This is a genomic window from Mesorhizobium sp. M0830, assembly GCF_040319965.1.
Lineage (GTDB): Bacteria > Pseudomonadota > Alphaproteobacteria > Rhizobiales > Rhizobiaceae > Mesorhizobium.
The window spans coordinates 18,855-35,735 of the sequence record NZ_JAMYOR010000016.1; the positions used below are offsets into that span (position 1 = coordinate 18,855).

General features: G+C 63.2%; 15 protein-coding genes. 9 read left to right on the forward strand and 6 right to left on the reverse strand.

The genetic code is table 11. The annotated features are described in order from the left end of the window. Positions 1–71: 71 nt before the first annotated feature. From NKI20_RS12285 to apnL, 5 genes are read left to right on the forward strand one after another with little or no spacing between them, the layout of a single operon-like run. Entirely contained in the window at positions 72–716 is a 645-nt protein-coding gene (locus NKI20_RS12285; RefSeq protein ID WP_352830827.1) for a DUF2291 family protein, read from the forward strand. Continuing rightward, entirely contained in the window at positions 713–2,269 is a 1,557-nt protein-coding gene (locus NKI20_RS12290; RefSeq protein WP_352830829.1) for a sugar ABC transporter ATP-binding protein, read from the forward strand. Before NKI20_RS12285 ends, NKI20_RS12290 begins: the two co-directional genes overlap by 4 nt. Then, complete coding sequence (locus NKI20_RS12295) at positions 2,262–3,326, forward strand: ABC transporter permease (RefSeq protein ID WP_352830831.1); 1,065 nt, start codon at positions 2,262–2,264, stop codon at positions 3,324–3,326. The genes NKI20_RS12290 and NKI20_RS12295 overlap by 8 nt, the downstream gene beginning before the upstream one ends. A 2-nt stretch (positions 3,327–3,328) precedes the next feature. Continuing rightward, positions 3,329–4,363, forward strand: coding sequence for a Gfo/Idh/MocA family protein (locus tag NKI20_RS12300; protein ID WP_352830832.1), 1,035 nt, complete (start codon positions 3,329–3,331; stop codon positions 4,361–4,363). After that, a complete protein-coding gene (gene apnL / locus NKI20_RS12305; protein ID WP_352830833.1) occupies positions 4,360–6,198 on the forward strand; it encodes a D-apionate lactonase in 1,839 nt (612 codons plus the stop codon). The genes NKI20_RS12300 and apnL overlap by 4 nt, the downstream gene beginning before the upstream one ends. A gap of 2 nt (positions 6,199–6,200) precedes the next feature. Here the strand turns inward: apnL and NKI20_RS12310 are convergent, their stop codons facing one another. Next, positions 6,201–6,914, reverse strand: a complete 714-nt coding sequence (locus NKI20_RS12310) for a transcriptional regulator NanR (protein WP_023756728.1) — start codon at positions 6,912–6,914, stop codon at positions 6,201–6,203. A 179-nt stretch (positions 6,915–7,093) separates the two neighbouring features. On the opposite strand from NKI20_RS12310, the gene oiaX reads away from it, so the two are divergent. The 4 genes from oiaX to dhaL all read left to right on the forward strand — a co-directional run bounded on the left by oiaX (position 7,094) and on the right by dhaL (position 11,483). Then, positions 7,094–8,344, forward strand: coding sequence for a 3-oxo-isoapionate-4-phosphate decarboxylase OiaX (oiaX, locus tag NKI20_RS12315; RefSeq protein ID WP_023756729.1), 1,251 nt, complete (start codon positions 7,094–7,096; stop codon positions 8,342–8,344). 4 nt (positions 8,345–8,348) lie between these two features. Next, positions 8,349–9,683 (forward strand): four-carbon acid sugar kinase family protein, encoded by a 1,335-nt coding sequence (locus tag NKI20_RS12320; RefSeq protein WP_352830835.1) that lies wholly within the window; start codon positions 8,349–8,351, stop codon positions 9,681–9,683. Positions 9,684–9,811: 128 nt separating this feature from the next. Then, complete coding sequence (locus NKI20_RS12325) at positions 9,812–10,819, forward strand: dihydroxyacetone kinase subunit DhaK (RefSeq protein WP_352830837.1); 1,008 nt, start codon at positions 9,812–9,814, stop codon at positions 10,817–10,819. A 25-nt stretch (positions 10,820–10,844) separates the two neighbouring features. Further along, entirely contained in the window at positions 10,845–11,483 is a 639-nt protein-coding gene (gene dhaL / locus NKI20_RS12330) for a dihydroxyacetone kinase subunit DhaL (RefSeq protein ID WP_023756732.1), read from the forward strand. Between the two features lie 18 nt (positions 11,484–11,501). Here the strand turns inward: dhaL and derI are convergent, their stop codons facing one another. The 5 genes from derI to NKI20_RS12355 all read right to left on the reverse strand — a co-directional run bounded on the left by derI (position 11,502) and on the right by NKI20_RS12355 (position 16,806). Beyond that, complete coding sequence (derI, locus tag NKI20_RS12335; RefSeq protein WP_352830839.1) at positions 11,502–11,939, reverse strand: D-erythrulose-4-phosphate isomerase; 438 nt, start codon at positions 11,937–11,939, stop codon at positions 11,502–11,504. Between the two features lie 25 nt (positions 11,940–11,964). Beyond that, positions 11,965–12,732 carry a triose-phosphate isomerase gene (locus NKI20_RS12340; RefSeq protein WP_352830840.1) on the reverse strand — a complete coding sequence of 256 codons (768 nt, stop codon included), beginning with the start codon at positions 12,730–12,732 and terminating at the stop codon, positions 11,965–11,967. A gap of 62 nt (positions 12,733–12,794) precedes the next feature. Further along, the gene (locus tag NKI20_RS12345; RefSeq protein WP_352830842.1) at positions 12,795–13,733 is read right to left on the reverse strand and encodes a sugar phosphate isomerase/epimerase family protein; all 939 of its coding nucleotides are present in this window, start codon (positions 13,731–13,733) and stop codon (positions 12,795–12,797) included. Then, positions 13,733–15,250 (reverse strand): glycerol-3-phosphate dehydrogenase, encoded by a 1,518-nt coding sequence (locus NKI20_RS12350; protein ID WP_352830844.1) that lies wholly within the window; start codon positions 15,248–15,250, stop codon positions 13,733–13,735. The genes NKI20_RS12345 and NKI20_RS12350 overlap by 1 nt, the downstream gene beginning before the upstream one ends. Next, positions 15,247–16,806 carry an FGGY-family carbohydrate kinase gene (locus NKI20_RS12355; RefSeq protein WP_352726211.1) on the reverse strand — a complete coding sequence of 520 codons (1,560 nt, stop codon included), beginning with the start codon at positions 16,804–16,806 and terminating at the stop codon, positions 15,247–15,249. The genes NKI20_RS12350 and NKI20_RS12355 overlap by 4 nt, the downstream gene beginning before the upstream one ends. Between the last annotated feature and the right edge of the window lie 75 nt (positions 16,807–16,881).

Sequence of the window (16,881 nt, forward strand, 5' to 3'; positions counted from 1 at the left end):
GGCGAATTTCGGTTCGCCCCTCGCCGCCATTTTCTGTGGGCCGACCACCACCAGCTGAACAACAGGCCATCATGCTGAACACCAAGCCGAACTGGCCGATCCTTGCCGTGATGATCGGCATCAGCCTGACCGCCTGCAAGATCCTGCCGACGAAATCGGCAGACGGCGGCAATGCGCCCGCCTTCGATCCGGACAAGATGGTGGAAGAGATATGGGCGGCGAAGGTCGTGCCTTATCTCGAACAGAAAGCCGGACCGTTTCGGCAAGTTCACACACTGGCAACAACCGATGCCGCTTCTGCCGGCGCCAAATACGGCAATCCGAACAAGCAGGCGAACGCACCGTGGACCTTCGCGGTTCGCGTGGAGGGCAAGATCGTCGCTGCGAACATGCAGTCCCGCGCGGCGACGGTCGACATCGATGTCGACGGCGACGGCAAGGCCGATGCGCGGGTGCAGATCGGACCGGCGGTGCGCGGCACCGCGCTGCGCGACAGCCTGGACTTCATCCAGTTCAACGACTTCACCAACCAGATCGACTTCGCCCAGTTCGGCAAGGCGTTCAACAGCCATGCCGACAAGATGGTGCTGTCCAAGCTGCCGCGCCACGCGCTGGAGGGTCGAAGCGCCAAGGTGCTCGGCGCCTATACGCTGGGCAGCGGCCAGGACCTGCCGCTGGTAACTCCGGCGGAGGCAGAGATCGGGCCGAAGCCATGAGCGCGACCGCGGAGCGCGACATCATCCTGAAACTGGAGGACGTCTCCAAGGTCTATTCCGGAACCGTTGCGGTCAAGCGCGCCAATTTCGAGGTACGCAAGGGCGCCGTCAACGTGCTGGTCGGCGAAAACGGCGCCGGCAAGTCGACGCTGATGAAGATCATCGCCGGCGTCGAACGGCCGACAGCCGGCCGCATACTGCTGCAGGGCGAAGAGGTGTCCTTCTCGTCGTCCGGCGATGCGGTGAACCGCGGCATCGGCATGGTGTTCCAGGAACTGAACCTGTTCGGCAATATGAGCGTCGCCGAGAACATTTTCGCCACCCGCGAAATCACCAACCGGTTCGGCAAGATCGACCGCAAGGAGCAGGAGCGCCGCGCGGCGGAATTTCTGGAACGCCTGCAAGCCGGTATACGGCCCGACATGCTGGTCGAGGATCTGCGCATCGGCCAGCAGCAGCTGGTCGAGATCGCCAAGGCGGTCTCGCTCGACGCGCGCATCCTGATCATGGACGAGCCGACCTCGGCGCTGAGCGCGGCGGAGGTCGAGATCCTGTTCAAGGTGATCGCCGACCTCAAGGCACGCGGCGTGGCCATCGTCTACATCTCGCACCGGCTGGAAGAGCTGATCCGCATCGGCGACTACATCACCGTGCTGCGCGACGGCCGCATCACCGGCCAGGAGGAGATGAAGAACGTCGACACGCGATGGATCGTGCGGCAGATGATCGGCTCCGACGCCAAGGACTTCGCCAAGGCCGACGGTCATGTTCCCGGCGAAGAGATCTTCCGGGCCGAGGACATTTGCCTGCCACGCGCCACCGGCGGCCTTGCCGTCGACCATGTCTCGCTGTCGCTGCGTGCCGGCGAGATTCTCGGCATATACGGCCTGATGGGCGCCGGGCGCAGCGAATTGTTCGACTGCATCATGGGCCGCCATAGTCATTCGACGGGCGAGATCTTCATTGGCGGCAAACAGGTCAGAGAGCGCGACACGACGCGACGCATCCGGCGCGGGCTGGCACTGATCCCCGAGGACCGCCAGCGCGAGGGGCTGGTGTCGATCCTCTCGGTCGCCAGCAACCTGACGCTGGCCAGCCTGTCGCGATTTGCCAGCCTGTTCCATATCCGTGGCGCCGACGAAAGGCAGGCGGTGACACAGATGGTGCGGGAACTGGCGATCAAGGTCGCCGACCCGGTGCAAGAGGTTTCGTCGCTGTCCGGCGGCAACCAGCAGAAGGTGGTGATCGGCAAGGCGCTGCTCACCGGACCCAAGGTGCTGTTGATGGACGAGCCCAGCCGAGGCATCGATGTCGGCGCCAAGGCGGATGTGTTCCGCACCATGCGCAAATTGTCCCGCGACGGTTTGGGGATTCTTTTCGCGACCTCCGATCTCGACGAGGTCATGGCATTGTCCGACCGCATTGCGGTGATGAGCAACGGAAAACTGACTGGCATGTTCGATCGCACTGAAGCGACGGAGGCGGCACTCGTCGCTGCCTCGGCGCTTGGCCACGGACCGGTTCGACAGATGGAGAGCACCGCGCATGACTGACATCCCAGCCAAGGCGGCCGCTCCCTCCGCTTCCAGCGGCTCCGTGCTGTTGACGCTGATGAAGCTCAGGACCTTCATCGCTCTCATCGCCGTCCTGATCTTCTTCTCGATCGCGGCGCCGAATTTCCTGTCGACCGCCAACCTGATCCTGATGTCGAAGCACGTGGCGCTGAACGCGTTCCTGGCGATGGGCATGACCTTCGTCATCATCACCGGCGGCATCGACCTTTCGGTCGGCTCGATCGTCGGCCTGTGCGGCATGGTGGCCGGCTATCTCGTGCTCAACGGCATCGACCTGCAGATCGGCTACACCATCTATTTCACCGTCTTCGAGATCGCGCTGATCACGCTGGCGGTCGGCATATTAATCGGCGCCGTCAACGGGTTGCTGATCACCAGGCTGAACGTCGCGCCGTTCATCGCCACGCTGGGCGTACTTTATGTCGCGCGCGGCCTGGCGCTCTTGTCGTCGGACGGACGCACCTTCCCCAACCTCGTCGGCAAGCCGGAGCTTGGAACCACCGGTTTCGGTTTCCTCGGTGCCGGCCGGCTGCTTGGCCTGCCGGTGGCGATCTGGATCCTGATCGTCGTTGCACTGGGGGCCGCCTATCTCGCCAAGTACACACCGCTCGGGCGCCACATCTTTGCCGTCGGCGGCAATGAACGCGCGTCGCGGATTTCGGGCGTCCGTGTCAACATGGTGAAGATGTTCGTCTATATGTTCTCAGGTTTCTGCGCGGCGATCGTCGGCCTGATCATCTCGTCCGAGCTGATGGCCTCGCATCCCGCGACAGGCGAAAGTTTCGAGCTCAACGCCATTGCGGCGGCGGTGCTCGGCGGCACCTCGATGTCGGGCGGCCGCGGCACGATCGGCGGCACCATCGTCGGCGCGTTCGTCATCGGCATTCTTTCGGACGGATTGGTGATGATGGGTGTGAGTTCGTTCTGGCAAATGGTGATCAAGGGCCTCGTCATCATCGTCGCCGTCGTCGTCGACCAGGCGCAGCGGCGTCTGCAGAGCCGCGTAACGCTGATGCAAATGGCAAAGGCGGGCTGATCATGGCGGAGCTGCGGGGAGCGCTGATCGGCTGCGGCTTCTTTGCCGTCAACCAGATGCATGCCTGGCGCGACATAGCGGGCGCCTCGATCGTCGCCATCTGCGACCGCGATCCGGAACGGCTCAGGATCGTCGGCGACCAGTTCGGCATTGCGAAACGCTATACCGACGCGACCTCTCTGTTCGAAGGCGAGACGTTCGACTTCGTCGATATCGCCACCACCGCGCCCAGCCATCGTCCCCTTGTCGAGATGGCGGCCGCCCACCGCGTTCCGGCGATCTGCCAAAAGCCGTTCGCGCCGACGCTCGCCGACGCCAAGGCGATGGTGAGGGCTTGCACCGACGCAGGCGTGCCGCTGATGGTGCATGAGAATTTTCGCTGGCAGTCGCCGATCCAGGCGGTACGCGCCGTGCTCGACAGCGGCGAGATCGGCACGCCTTTCTTCGGGCGCATTTCCTTCCGCTCCGCCTATGACGTGTTTTCCGGCCAGCCCTATCTGGCGACGGGAAAGCGCTTCATCATCGAGGACCTCGGCATCCATATCCTCGACATCGCCCGCTTCCTGCTCGGCGACGTCTCGACGATCACGACACGAACGGCTCGCATCAACCAAGCGATCGCTGGTGAGGATGTCGCGACCATGCTGATGGATCATACCAGTGGCGCCACCTCAGTGGTCGATTGCAGCTACGCGACGAAGCTCGCCACCGAGCCGTTCCCCGAGACCCTGATCGAGATCGACGGCAGCGACGGAACGATCCGGCTGGCGCAGGGTTACCGGCTCACCGTCACCTGCCAGAGCGGCACGGCCGCCACCGACGTTTCGCCGCCGCTGCTGCCGTGGGCATCGCGGCCCTGGCACAACATCCAGGAAAGCGTCGTCGCCATCCAGCAGCACTGGGTAGACTGCCTGGCAAAGGGAATTGAACCGGCGACCTCGGGCGCCGACAATCTCAAAACCTTTGCGCTGGTCGAGGCCGCCTATGCCGGTGCCGTGAGCCGCCAACCGGTGCATCTCGACGCCTTGCTGAAATGACCACCGACGCCTTCCCGCTCTATGGCACGCGTGCGGTAGAAGCCGAGCCGGTCAGGCTGAGCGCAGGCGCGCTCACTGCCGACTTCGTCAACGGCAATCTGCGCACCATTCGCCTTGGCGGCACCGAAGTGCTGTGCGCCATCGCCTACATCGTCAGGGATCGCGACTGGGGCACCTATGAGCCAGTGCTGACGGACCTTGCCATTGACCAAGACGCAGACACTTTCTCGGTCAGCTATTCGGCAAATTGCACCGGGCCGGACGGAAGCCGGCTCCGCTTCCGCGCCACGATCAAAGGTTCCGCCGAGGGTCGCTTGACGTTCGATGTGAGCGCCCTACCCGAGAGCGATTTCGAGACCAATCGCTGCGGCTTCTGCATCCTGCACCCGATCGCCGGCCTCGCCGGCAGCCCGGTCATGGTGGAGCACACCGACGGCCACGTGGTGGCGACAAAGCTTCCCGAACTCATCGACCCTTGGCAGCCTTTCAAGAATATCCGCGCTATCACCCATCAGGTTCGGCCTGCTGTCACCGCCGAATGCCGGATGGACGGCGACACTTTCGAAATGGAGGACCAGCGTAACTGGTCGGACGCATCCTACAAGACCTATGTGCGGCCGCTGGCGCTGCCTTGGCCCTATGTACTGCCTGCCGGCCAACCCCTGCGCCAGACGATCAGCCTGCGCATCACCGGTGAAGGCACAGCGCCGGCTGCCGCCGTGGCCAACGAACCGGTCCGCGTCGAACTCGGCGAAGCCGGACCGAGGCTGCCCGATATCGGCGTGGTCATCTATCCCGAGGATGTCGAGACGGCGCTGGCGAATCTCTCCGCGCTGACGACACTCGGCCCCCAACAGTTGCTGTTTCACTACGATCCGACGCGCGGCCACGGGCTCGACGCCTTGCGCGCTTTCGCGCGGCTCGCAATTGCTTACCCAGCTGAGACGACCCTCGAATGCGTTATTGCCGGCGCTGCCGATCTCGACGCCGAACTGTCAGGCGTCGCCGACCTGGTGCGCCAGGCCGGGCTGAGCCTCTCGGCCATTGCGGTGTCGCCTTCGGTCGACCGGCAGTCGACGCCGCCGGGCAGTGCGTGGCCGGATTGTCCGCCTCTCGAAGCGGTCTATGCCGCGGCGCGGCGCGCCTTTCCAGATATCCGACTCGGCGGCGGCATGTTCAGTTATTTCACCGAGCTCAACCGGAAGCGCGTACCGGCGGACCAGCTCGATTTCATCACCCATTGCACCTGCCCGATCGTGCATGCGGCCGACGATCTCAACATCATGCAATCGCTGGAGGCGCTGCCTTTCGTCACCCAATCGGCACGAGCGATCTTCGGGACAAAACCCTACCGGATCGGTCCGTCGACGATTGCCATGCGCCAAAACCCCTATGGCGGCGCGACCAAGCCCAATCCGCAGGGACAGCGCATCGCGATGGCTGATCGCGACCCGCGGCATGCCGGCCTTTTCGCCGCTGCGTGGACGATCGGATATGCAGCGCGTGTCGCACCGGCCGGGCTGGAGATGCTGACGCTTTCCAGCTTCACCGGGCCGTTCGGCGTGCTGGCATCATCCGGAGAACCCGTCGCGGAAGGATCACCCCGGCCCATCTTCAGGGCTATCAAGGGCCTTTGCGAGATGGCTGGCCTTGCGCATGTGGCGGCAAGGACGAGCGATGAGACCAGGGTGCTGGCTCTGGCTGGACGCTCCACTTCAGGCAAGACAATCGTGTGGCTGGCGAACCTGACGGCGGACGACGTGCCGGTCGACATTTCAGCTTTTGGCCGAGGCCACCTCGTGATGACCCCTTACGCGATCGTCCGGATCGGCTGAAGTTACTTTTCGGAGTTCATCACATAGAGCGCGCGCGAGCGCTCAAGGTGCTTGATCATCGCCTTCTCGGCGCCGTCGGCATCCTTCTTCTCGATGCGGCCGATGATCTCTTCGTGCTCGGTCAGCGTGAAGTTTTCCTTGCCGGTCCAGATCAGCATTTCGGTGTGGTATTCCTTCAACCACCCGAGCATCGCCTCGCTTACGGCGACATAGATCGGATTGCCGGAAATCGCGGCGATCTGGGTATGGAACTTCATGTCGGCGGAAATGAAGGCTTCGGAATCACCGCGAAAGCCGCGCTGTTCGGTAATGATGGCCCGCAGCCGCTGCACGTCCTCAGCGGTGGCCTTTTCGGCGGCTTCCCTGACCATGCCGCGCTCGAAGAAGATGCGCGCGCTCTTCAGATGCTCAAGCGTGTCCTTCGATGACGACAGGATGATCTTGGCGGCGCCATCGACCTGCTTGATGATCGACTTGGCTGTCAACTGAAGCACCTTGGCGCGCTCGCCATGCGAGATCGCGACCAGGCCCATATTGCTCAACGCCTGCATGGCCTCGCGGATCGCCGGCCTGCCAACCTCGAAGCGCTCCATCAGCTCTCGCTCCGATGGCATGTCGTCGCCCGGCATCAGTTCGCCGCTGGTGATCAGGCGCTTCAGCCGCAAGAAGACCTCATCGGAAAGCTTGCGCCGGACAATCGGTTCCGAACGGTTCATCGTCGCGAATCACTCCCTTGAGCCGGCCATATTTAACACTGCCGCCACAATTCCCGGAAATTGCCGTCTGTTGATCCGCCAAGGCTTCCGGATATGTCTTGCAATACTTATGTACTCATTATACCAGATTTCGCACACTGGTGAACCTTTTTCGAATGCTCGGCCTCAGACAACAGACCATGATCACCCTCACCTATCGCATCGAAACGCCCGGCAGCATCGAAGCGCTGGCCGCCAAGATCGCCAGCGACCAGTCGACCGGCACCTTCGTGGCGCTGCCTGGCGAGACCGAGGAGTTGAAGGCCCGGGTGGCGGCGCGCGTGCTGGCGATCCGGCCTCTGCCCGATGCCGAACGGCCGTCCCTTCCCGACGCCGGCGAGGGGCCGTTCAGGCGCGCCGATGTCGATATCGCCTTTCCGTTCGATGCCATCGGCGCCGACCTCTCGGCGCTGATGACGATTGCCATCGGCGGCACCTATTCGATCAGGGACCTCACCGGAATTCGCGTCGTCGACATGAAGCTGCCGGAGGATTTTCGTGGCGCGCATCCTGGCCCACAGTTCGGTGTTGCCGGCAGCCGCCGACTTACCGGCGTCGCAGACCGGCCAATCATCGGCACGATCGTCAAGCCGGCGCTCGGGCTGCGGCCGCACGAGACAGCGGCGATGGTGGCGGAATTGATCGCCGCCGGCGTCGACTTCATCAAGGACGATGAGAAGCTGATGAGCCCGGCCTATTCGCCGCTGTCGGAACGGGTGAAGGCGATCATGCCGCTCATCCTCGATCACGAGCAGAAGACCGGCAAGAAAGTGATGTATGCCTTCGGCATCTCGCATGCCGACCCGGACGAGATGATGCGCAATCATGATCTGGTTGTGAAGGCCGGCGGCAATTGCGCTGTTGTCAACATCAATTCGATCGGCTTCGGTGGCATGGCCTTCCTGAGAAAACGCTCCAGCCTGGTGCTACACGCCCATCGCAATGGCTGGGACATCCTCACCCGTCACCCTGGCCTCGGCATGGATTTCAAGGTCTGGCAGCAGTTCTGGCGGCTGCTCGGCGTCGACCAGTTCCAGATCAACGGCATCGCCTCGAAATACTGGGAACCGGATGACTCTTTCGTCGAGTCGTTCAAGGCCGTGACAACACCGATCTTTTCACCCGAGGACTGCGCCTTGCCGGTGGCGGGCTCCGGCCAGTGGGGCGGTCAGGCGCCCGAGACGTATGCGCGGACGGGACGGACGGTCGATCTTCTCTATCTCTGCGGCGGCGGTATTGTCAGCCATCCGGACGGGCCGGGCGCCGGCGTGCGGGCCGTGCAGCAAGCCTGGCAGGCGGCGGTCGACGGCATTCCGCTGGCGGACTTCGCCTTGAGCCATCCCGAACTGGCGCGGTCGATCGAAAAATTCGGCGACGGCAAGGCGGCCTGAAGCCATGCAGGACCTGCTTCTCAGCTATTATGGCGACGACCTGACCGGCTCGACCGATGTCATGGAGGCGCTCGAGCTCAGCGGCGTGCCGACCGTGCTGTTCATGCGCCAGCCGGACGAGACCTTGCTGTCGCGCTTCGCCCATTGCCGGGCGATCGGACTGGCCGGCACCAGTCGCAGCGAGTCTCCACAGTGGATGGATACACATCTGCGCGAGGCTTTCGCCTGGCTGAAGACGTTGAAAGCCGCAATCTGCCACTACAAGGTCTGTTCCACCTTCGATTCCAGTCCGACGATCGGCAGCATCGGCCGGGCCATCGAAATCGGCCGCTCGGTGTTCGCGCAGGACAGCGTGCCGCTGCTGATCGGCGCGCCGCAACTCAGACGCTACACCGCCTTCGGCCATTTGTTCGCCGCCTATCGCGACCAATATTTTCGCATCGACCGCCACCCGGTGATGAGCCGCCATCCGACGACGCCGATGGATGAGTCCGATCTGCTGATCCATTTGTCGCGGCAGACGGCGCTGAGCTCCGGGCTGATCGACCTTGCGACGCTGCAGTCCGCGTCGCTGGCGGCGGCGTTCGATCGTCTGACCGGAAACGGCACCGCAATCGTGCTTGTCGATGTCGACAATCTGGAAACGCAGGCCTTAGCCGGCAAGGAGCTGTGGCGCGTTCGCAAGCCGGGCGGTTCTTTTGTCGTCGGCTCGTCCGGGGTCGAGTATGCGTTGTTGGCCGAATGGGCTTCGAATGGCATCGTCAGCGCCGGACAAGGCTTCACGCCGCCGGGCGCTGCCGACCGGATAGCCGTCGTGTCGGGCAGTTGCTCACCAACCACCGAACGACAGATTCGGCATGCCCTGGCCGACGGTTTCGACGGCATTGAGGTCGATCCAGTCGAACTGCTTTCCGAGGCGTCACAGCAGGCGATCGCGCGCGCAGCGGCGAGCGGCAGAGCCAGTCTGCAAGCCGGGCGCAGCGTCATCCTCTACACCGCGCTTGGCCCTACAGCCGACAGGGGCACCGAAATCGACCGGCAGGAAGGCGCCCGCCACAGGCTTGGCCGCGGCCTCGGAGAAATCCTTCGCAGCCTTACCATCGAACAGAGCCTGCGGCGCGTGGTCATTGCCGGCGGTGATACGTCGAGCCATGCACTTGGCGAGATGGGTGTCGATGCCCTGACAATCCGCATGCCGCTGCCCGCTTCGCCGGGTTCGCCGCTCTGCGTTGCCCATTCGCGCGTCAAGGCGATCGACGGGCTGGAGGTTGCGCTCAAGGGTGGCCAGGTCGGGACCGATCGCTATTTCTCAGCCATCCGCGATGGCCTCGGCGATTGAAAGGACCAGCAGCTAGATTCAAGTGCCGCTGCGCGAAACACTTCGACACGCGAAATACGTCTTGCCGGGTGGAAATCCCGGTAACACCCGGTATTATCTGCGAAAATGCCGAAATCGGGAGGATGCCGGTGCAGACCAAGAAGATCATCAATGACGGCAACCGCGCCGTCGACGAGATGCTGGAAGGCATCCTGGCGGCGCATCCCCGCCATCTCAAAAGCGTGGACGGCAGCCCACGCTCCATCATCGCCCGCGACGGACCGCGCCAAGGCAAGGTGGGCCTCGTGATTGGCGGCGGCTCGGGCCACGAGCCGAGCTTTCTCGGCTTCGTCGGCAAGGGATTGGCTGACGCAGCCGCCATCGGCAACGTCTTTGCCTCGCCGCCGCCAGACCCGATCCTCGAGTGCGCTAAGGCAGTTAGCGGCGGCGCCGGTGTGCTGTTCATGTACGGCAACTATGCCGGCGACGTGATGAATTTCGACATGGCCGCCGAGATGGCTGCCATGGACGACATCGAGGTGCGCACGGTGGTGAGCACCGACGACGTCGCCTCGGCACCGCGCGACCAGCGGCACAAGAGGCGCGGCGTCGCCGGCAATTTCTTCATCTTCAAAGCAGCCGGCGCCGCCTGCGACCGGATGCTGTCCTTCGACGAATGCGAGCGTATCGCAGGCAAGGCCAACGACCACACCTTCACCATGGGCGTGGCACTGTCGCCCTGCTCTTTGCCGCAGACCCGCCGGCCGAATTTCGAGATCGGGCCGGACGAGATGGAAATCGGCATGGGCATACACGGCGAACCAGGCATTGCGCGCGGGAAGCTGAAGACAGCCGACGAGATCACCGACGAGATGCTGGACAGGATCCTCGACGAGATGGCGCCGGCGCGCGGCGACAAGGTCGCGGTGCTCGTCAACTCGCTCGGCTCGACGCCGCTGATGGAACTCTACATCATGAACCGGCGCGTGAAGCAGAGGCTCGACGAGATCGGTGTGTCCATCCACGCAAGCTGGGTCGGCAACTACTGCACCTCGCTCGAAATGGCGGGGGCCTCGATCACTCTGCATCGGCTTGACGGCGAGTTGCAGACGATGCTGGACCACCCGTGTGACTGCGCCATGTTTCGCGCCGGCTAACCTTCTCTGCGGCAAGGACAAAGACATGACAATCGACACTGCCCGCCTTGTTGCGATGTTCGCGGCGATCGCAAACGCCATGTCAGCCGACAGGGACAGGCTGTGCGCGCTTGACGGGGTTATCGGCGACGCCGACCACGGCATCGCGATGGAGCTTGGGTTTTCCGCGGCACGCGATGCGGTAGCCGCGCTCGACACGGCGGCCGCTGACCCGACTGCCTTGCTCAATACGGCGGCAAAGTCGTTCCTGAACGCGGTCGGCGCCTCCTCGGGTCCGCTCTATGCGACTGCGTTGATGCGTGGCGCGGCAGCCGTGAAGGGCAAGACGACGCTTGACGACGCGGAAACGGTCGCGCTGTTCCAGGCCATGGCCAAGGGCATTCAGGATCGCGGCAAGGCTGAACCTGGCGAAAAGACGATGATCGACGCATGGGCGCCAGCAGCGCAAGCGGCGGGCGAAGCGCTGGCTTCCGGCAAGGGTCTGGCGGCCAGTCTCGAGGCTGCCGCGCAGGCGGCAAAGGCAGGCGCGGAAGCGACCAAGGCGATGATCGCCACCAAGGGCCGGGCCTCCCGCCTCGGCGAGCGCTCGCTTGGGCATATGGACCCAGGCGCCGCGTCCGCCGTGACTGTGATCGAGGCGATGCGGGTCGCCTTGACCAGTTAACTCAGCAGGTCCCTCGCGTCAGCGCTTGGCGTCGAGCTTGTCGACGGCCTGCACGTTTGCGGCGGAGGGGCCGTTCGGATCGAATTCCGAGGCCAGCCATGCGTCGGCGATCGATTTCGCCAGTTCCGGACCGATGACGCGGGCGCCCATGGTGATGATCTGGGCGTTGTTGGACTTGGCGGCGCGCTCGGCGGAATAGGTGTCGTGGGTCAATGCGGCACGAATGCCCGGCACCTTGTTGGCGGATATGCTGACGCCGATGCCGGTACCGCAAAACAGGATGGCCCGGTCGTAATTGCCGTCGAGAACTTCGTGGCCGACCGCGGCGGCGATATCAGCGTAGAATCCGGCCTGGCTGAGATCGACGACCTGCAACCCCGGCTTGGTCGTGAGATGCTTGGCGATGACATCGAGCAGCGGCTTGCCGGCGCTGTCGGCTCCAAGTGCGATCTTCATGCAATAAACTCCTTTTGCTTCGTGGTCAGCGCGCTATGGCGGCCGACGCCTTTTCCAGAATGTCGATATAGCCTACCGCTTGCCACGCGGAGCGGCCGATGAACAGGCCGTCGATATGCGGCTGGCCGATCAGTTCGGCCGCGTTGCCTGGATTGACGCTGCCGCCGTAAAGCACGGGCGGGGCAGCTTGCAGCCGGTCGGCGGCCACCTTCTTGATCAGCGCCTGCTGCCTGTCGGCATAATCGGCGCTTGCGGGAATGCCCTTCTCGCCGATCGCCCAGACGGGCTCGTAGGCAAAGAGGATTTCTGATGACAGTGCATTGCCCTCAAGGCCTTGCAGCGCACCAAGAACCTGGGCGGTCAAAATCTCATCGGCGCGGCCGGATTCTCGCTCGGCCAGCGTCTCGCCGACGCAGATCAGCGGCACGAAACCGTGCCGGACCGCAGCCGCGGTTTTCAGTCCCACTGTCGCATCCGTTTCACCGAAATGCTCTCGGCGCTCGCTGTGGCCCAGTTCGATCAGGTCGAGCCCACAATCCTTCAACATCACCGGCGAAACCTCTCCAGTCCAGGCGCCGGCGTCGGCCCAATGCATGTTCTGGGCGCCGACCTTCACGCGGGTGTTGGCGAGCGCCGCCTTGACCTGGCGCGCGGCGGTGAACGGCGGAATGACGAAAGGCTGTATCGCCCGATCGAAACCCGGCACAAAGGCAGCCAGCGCGTCGGCGAACTGCAGCGCCTCCGCCAGCGTCTTGTTCATCTTCCAGCTCGTGCCGACCCAGTATGGGGTCATTTTTTTCTCCTTCAACGCGTATTTTCCTGGCCACCAGTGCCGGCGTCGAGCCGGCATTTCACTCAAGTTCGAGGCTTGAGAATGTCGCGGCCACTGTCGATGTAAGGCGCCCAGAAATCCACCGACTCGCGGATCATCTCGATAACCTGATGGTCGACTGGTTCTCTCTCCCTGAAGGAAAGTTCAAGGCAAATTTCGTTGTCGGTTCCGCCGCCCTGCCGAACCGCATCCAGCAGCTTTTGCGGAACTATGCGGCCATCCTTGTTGTAGGCGGCCGTGAACGGCCAGTGGCCGCCCTTGTTCATCGAAGACTGCTTGATATGGATGATCGGCGATTGCAATGGAAACGCTTTTGCCCAGGCATAGGGATCGGTATCGGCCGGATCGGGCGAGGTCACGTCGCCATGGTCGATATCGACCATCATCTGCATTGGAATGGGCAGGTTCGCCGCATCGATGGCGCCTTGCAGTGTGACGCAGCTTTCGATCGTGTGGCCGAACTCGCGGCCGACCGACATCGGCTCCCAAAACAGGTAGGACAGGCCCGCCGCCTTGGCATGTTCGGCCACCTCGCGCCAGCATTCGAGCGCGATGTCGAGAAGTGCTGCCCGCCGTTGCGGATCGTCAAAATCCTTATAGGTGAAGATGGCGAACTGCGTGCCCATGCCTGACGCGCCGAGTTCGGCGGAAATGTCGGCGAATGTCTTGAACCAGTCGACATAGTAGCGCCGGACATCCGCATCCGGGTGGCCGAAATGGTTGAGCCTGCCATAGGGTCCGGTCATGCCCGAGGTGATCCTGACGCCGGTCCTCGCCAGGGCGCTGTTGAACAGGCGCAGGAATTTGGCAATCGTTGCCGCCGGCCAGCCCGGATTGACGAATTCATGCGTCAGCTGCACGTCCCGGATGCCGATGCCATAGGCGATCGCGTCGATCAAATCGTCTGGATCGGCGAAGCGGTTGACCAGGGGATTGGTGTTAAGGGAAAGCGTGAAGGCCATCAGTCTGCCGTTGCCATGATGTTGCCGAACCAGTCTTCGAATGCCTTCCGCTCGGCTGCATTGATATGCAGGCCATGTTTGGTGCGGCGTTCCAGGATATCGGCTGATGTGCCGGCCCATTCGGTCTCGACCAGGAACTTTGCCTCCCGTTCATAAAAATCGGGGCCGAAGCGGCGGCCGAGATCCGCCGCGCTTTGTGCACCGGCGAGCAATTGCCTGGCACGGGTTCCATAGGTTCGAGCGTAGTGCTTGACCAGCGACGGGCCGAGCCATGAAAACTCGGAATGCAGATCACTCAGGAACTGCTCGAAGTCGGCATTGGGAATGTCGCCCCCCGGCAAGGGAATTTTGGCCGTCCAGGCCTTCTTCATAGTCGGAAAGAACGGCTGGATCTTTTCCAGCGCATGTTCGGAGAGCTTGCGGAAGGTGGTGATCTTGCCGCCGAACACCGAAAGCAGTGGCGCGTTGCCATTGGAGGCGTCGAGTTCGAAAATATAGTCGCGCGTCACCGCGCTTGGATTATCGGCATTGTCGTCATAGAGCGGACGCACGCCGGAGAAGCTGTAGACCACGTCCTGAGGCGTCAGCTGCCGCTTGAAATAGCGATTGACCACCTTGATCAGGTAATCGACTTCGCTTGCCTCGGCGGCCACTTCCTCGGGCCTGCCTTCGTAGGGAATGTCGGTGGTGCCGATCAGCGCCAGATCGTTCTCGTAGGGGTTGACGAAGATCACCCGCTTGTCGTTGTTCTGGATGAGATAGGCCTGCCGTCCCTCCCAGAATTTGGGCACGACGATGTGGCTGCCCTTCACAAGGCGAACATTGCGGGTGGAATTCTGCCCAGCGACGCGGCTGACAATGTCGTTGACCCATGGCCCTGCCGCATTGATCAGTGCGCGCGCCCGGACTTTCGTGACCGCACCCGTGCGGCCATCCTGCATGTCGATCGACCACAGGCCATTTTCGCGTCGTGCCGCAATGCATGCAGTACGAGTCAAAACCGTCGCGCCGCGCTGCCTGGCGTCCAGAGCGTTGAGCAACACCAGCCGCGCATCGTCGACCCAGCAGTCGGAATATTCGAAGCCGCGCTTGAATTCGTCCTTGATCGGCGCGCCTTCCGGCGACGTACTCAGATCAAGTGTCCTGGTTCCCGGTAGCCGCTTGCGGCCGCCAAGGTGGTCGTAGAGAAACAGTCCGAGCCGGACCAGCCAGGCTGGTCTGTCTTGCGGGCTGTGCGGAAGAACGAAGCGCATCGGCCAGATGATGTGCGGCGCTGCCTCGAGTAGCACCTCACGTTCGATCAGTGCCTCGCGAACCAGCCGGAATTCATAATATTCCAGATAGCGCAGACCGCCATGCACCAGCTTGCCGGAGCGCGAGCTGGTGCCTTGAGCGAGATCGTCTTTTTCGCACAGGATAACGGACAGCCCGCGCCCTGCCGCGTCACGCGCTATGCCGGCCCCATTGACGCCGCCGCCGATCACGAAGAGATCGACGACATCTGTTGGATTGCTCAAGATCTTGCTCCTGTGCGGTGCGCCATGCCCTTCCACACCGGCCGAAGCGCTCGGTGCGCCGCAACGAAGGAAGGGAAGAGCGCATCGTAGGTTTGCGATAGCACCTCATCATAGGCATCGCAGTCGCCGAGAAGCGGCGTCACCCACTCGGCGGCGCAGTCTTCCATCGAGCCGTAGACGCCGAGGCCGACCGCGGCCATCATCGCGGCACCTGCAGCGCCGGCTTCCTGGCGGCTGCTCGTTCGGACTTGCGCCCGTGTCGCCGCCGCGATGATGCGGCGCAAAGACGGGCTGCGCGCGGCGCCGCCCGACAGGCGAATCTCGCTCGGCACGGGACCCATCGCCTGGTAGCAATCGCGGGCTGCGAAGGCCAATCCCTCAAGGACGGCGCGCGCCAGATCGCCAAAGCCGTGCTTTACCGAAACTCCGATGAACCCCGCGCGTGCATCGGGGTCGACGAATGGTCCGCGTTCGCCAGCCAACGATATGTAAGGCTGGTAAATCAGCGATGCCGGCTCGGATGCTTCCACCCAGACATCGAGTGCCTTCAGCAAATCATCATGAGAAGGTTTGCCGCCAGCCGTCGCGAGCACATCGCGCGCCAGGCCAAGCAGCCAGTCGATGTTGAGCGTCGCCGCCATGTTGGACTGCAATTGTGCGAAGCCGCCTGGAATAGGCATGGCGATGGTGTAGCCGGAGCCATTATCGTTCAGCACGACATCGCCGGGAGCGGCTGCGAAGCGCGTGTGGATGCCGGTCGAGCCAATCACCGTGCAGCCGACATTGCCTGAGGGATCATAGAGGCCGGCTCCGAGAGCCGTCATGACCATATCCACGTAACCCAGCACCACCGGTGTGCCTGCGAGCAGGCCGGTCTCTGCCGCCGCCGATCGTGACAAGGCATGATGGTCGATGGTGCCTTCCAGCATGGGAGGCAGAAGGCGGCGATGCGTCGTCAGATCCAGGATGTCGAGGACCTCGTCGGAATAGCTGCGCGACCGAAAGTCTCCGAAAGTGAATGTCCCTTCCGAAGGATCCGTGGCGCGTTCGCCCGTCAATTTGAAGTAGAGCCAATCCTTGCAATGCAGTGCGGTGGCAGCCCGCTCCAGCATGGCCGGACTGTTCTTTTTCATGAAGGCAAGCTGGGCACCCTGCTGGCAGGAATTAAGTCCCGTGCCGGTCAGCTCGAATCGCCGGCGATCCCTGGGATCGGCACGCATCTCGTCCACCAGATGTCCGGCGCGGGCGTCGAGCCACAGCCATGCGCGCGAGACCGGCAAGCCGTCGCCATCGATCAGCCAGGTTCCGTCGCCCTGCCCGGTGATGGCAACCGCCGCGGTTCGTTGCGCGAGGTCGGGGATCTTGGCCGCGAGATCGCGCACGGTCCGCGCCATGTCGCGCCACGTCTGGTCGAGGTCCTGCTCGGCGCCGCCGCCTTCCAGCGTGACGAAGCTGTTGGGCACCGACGTCATGGCGAGCTGCCGCCCGGACAGATCGAAAGCGACCGATTTGATCACCGACGTTCCCGCGTCGATGCCGATCAGCAGGTCTTTCATGCCGCAAATTCCGGTTGGTTAAGAAGGCAGTTCACGAGGGCGATTTCGCAGAAGAGGCAGGGAGTGTCCGCAAGG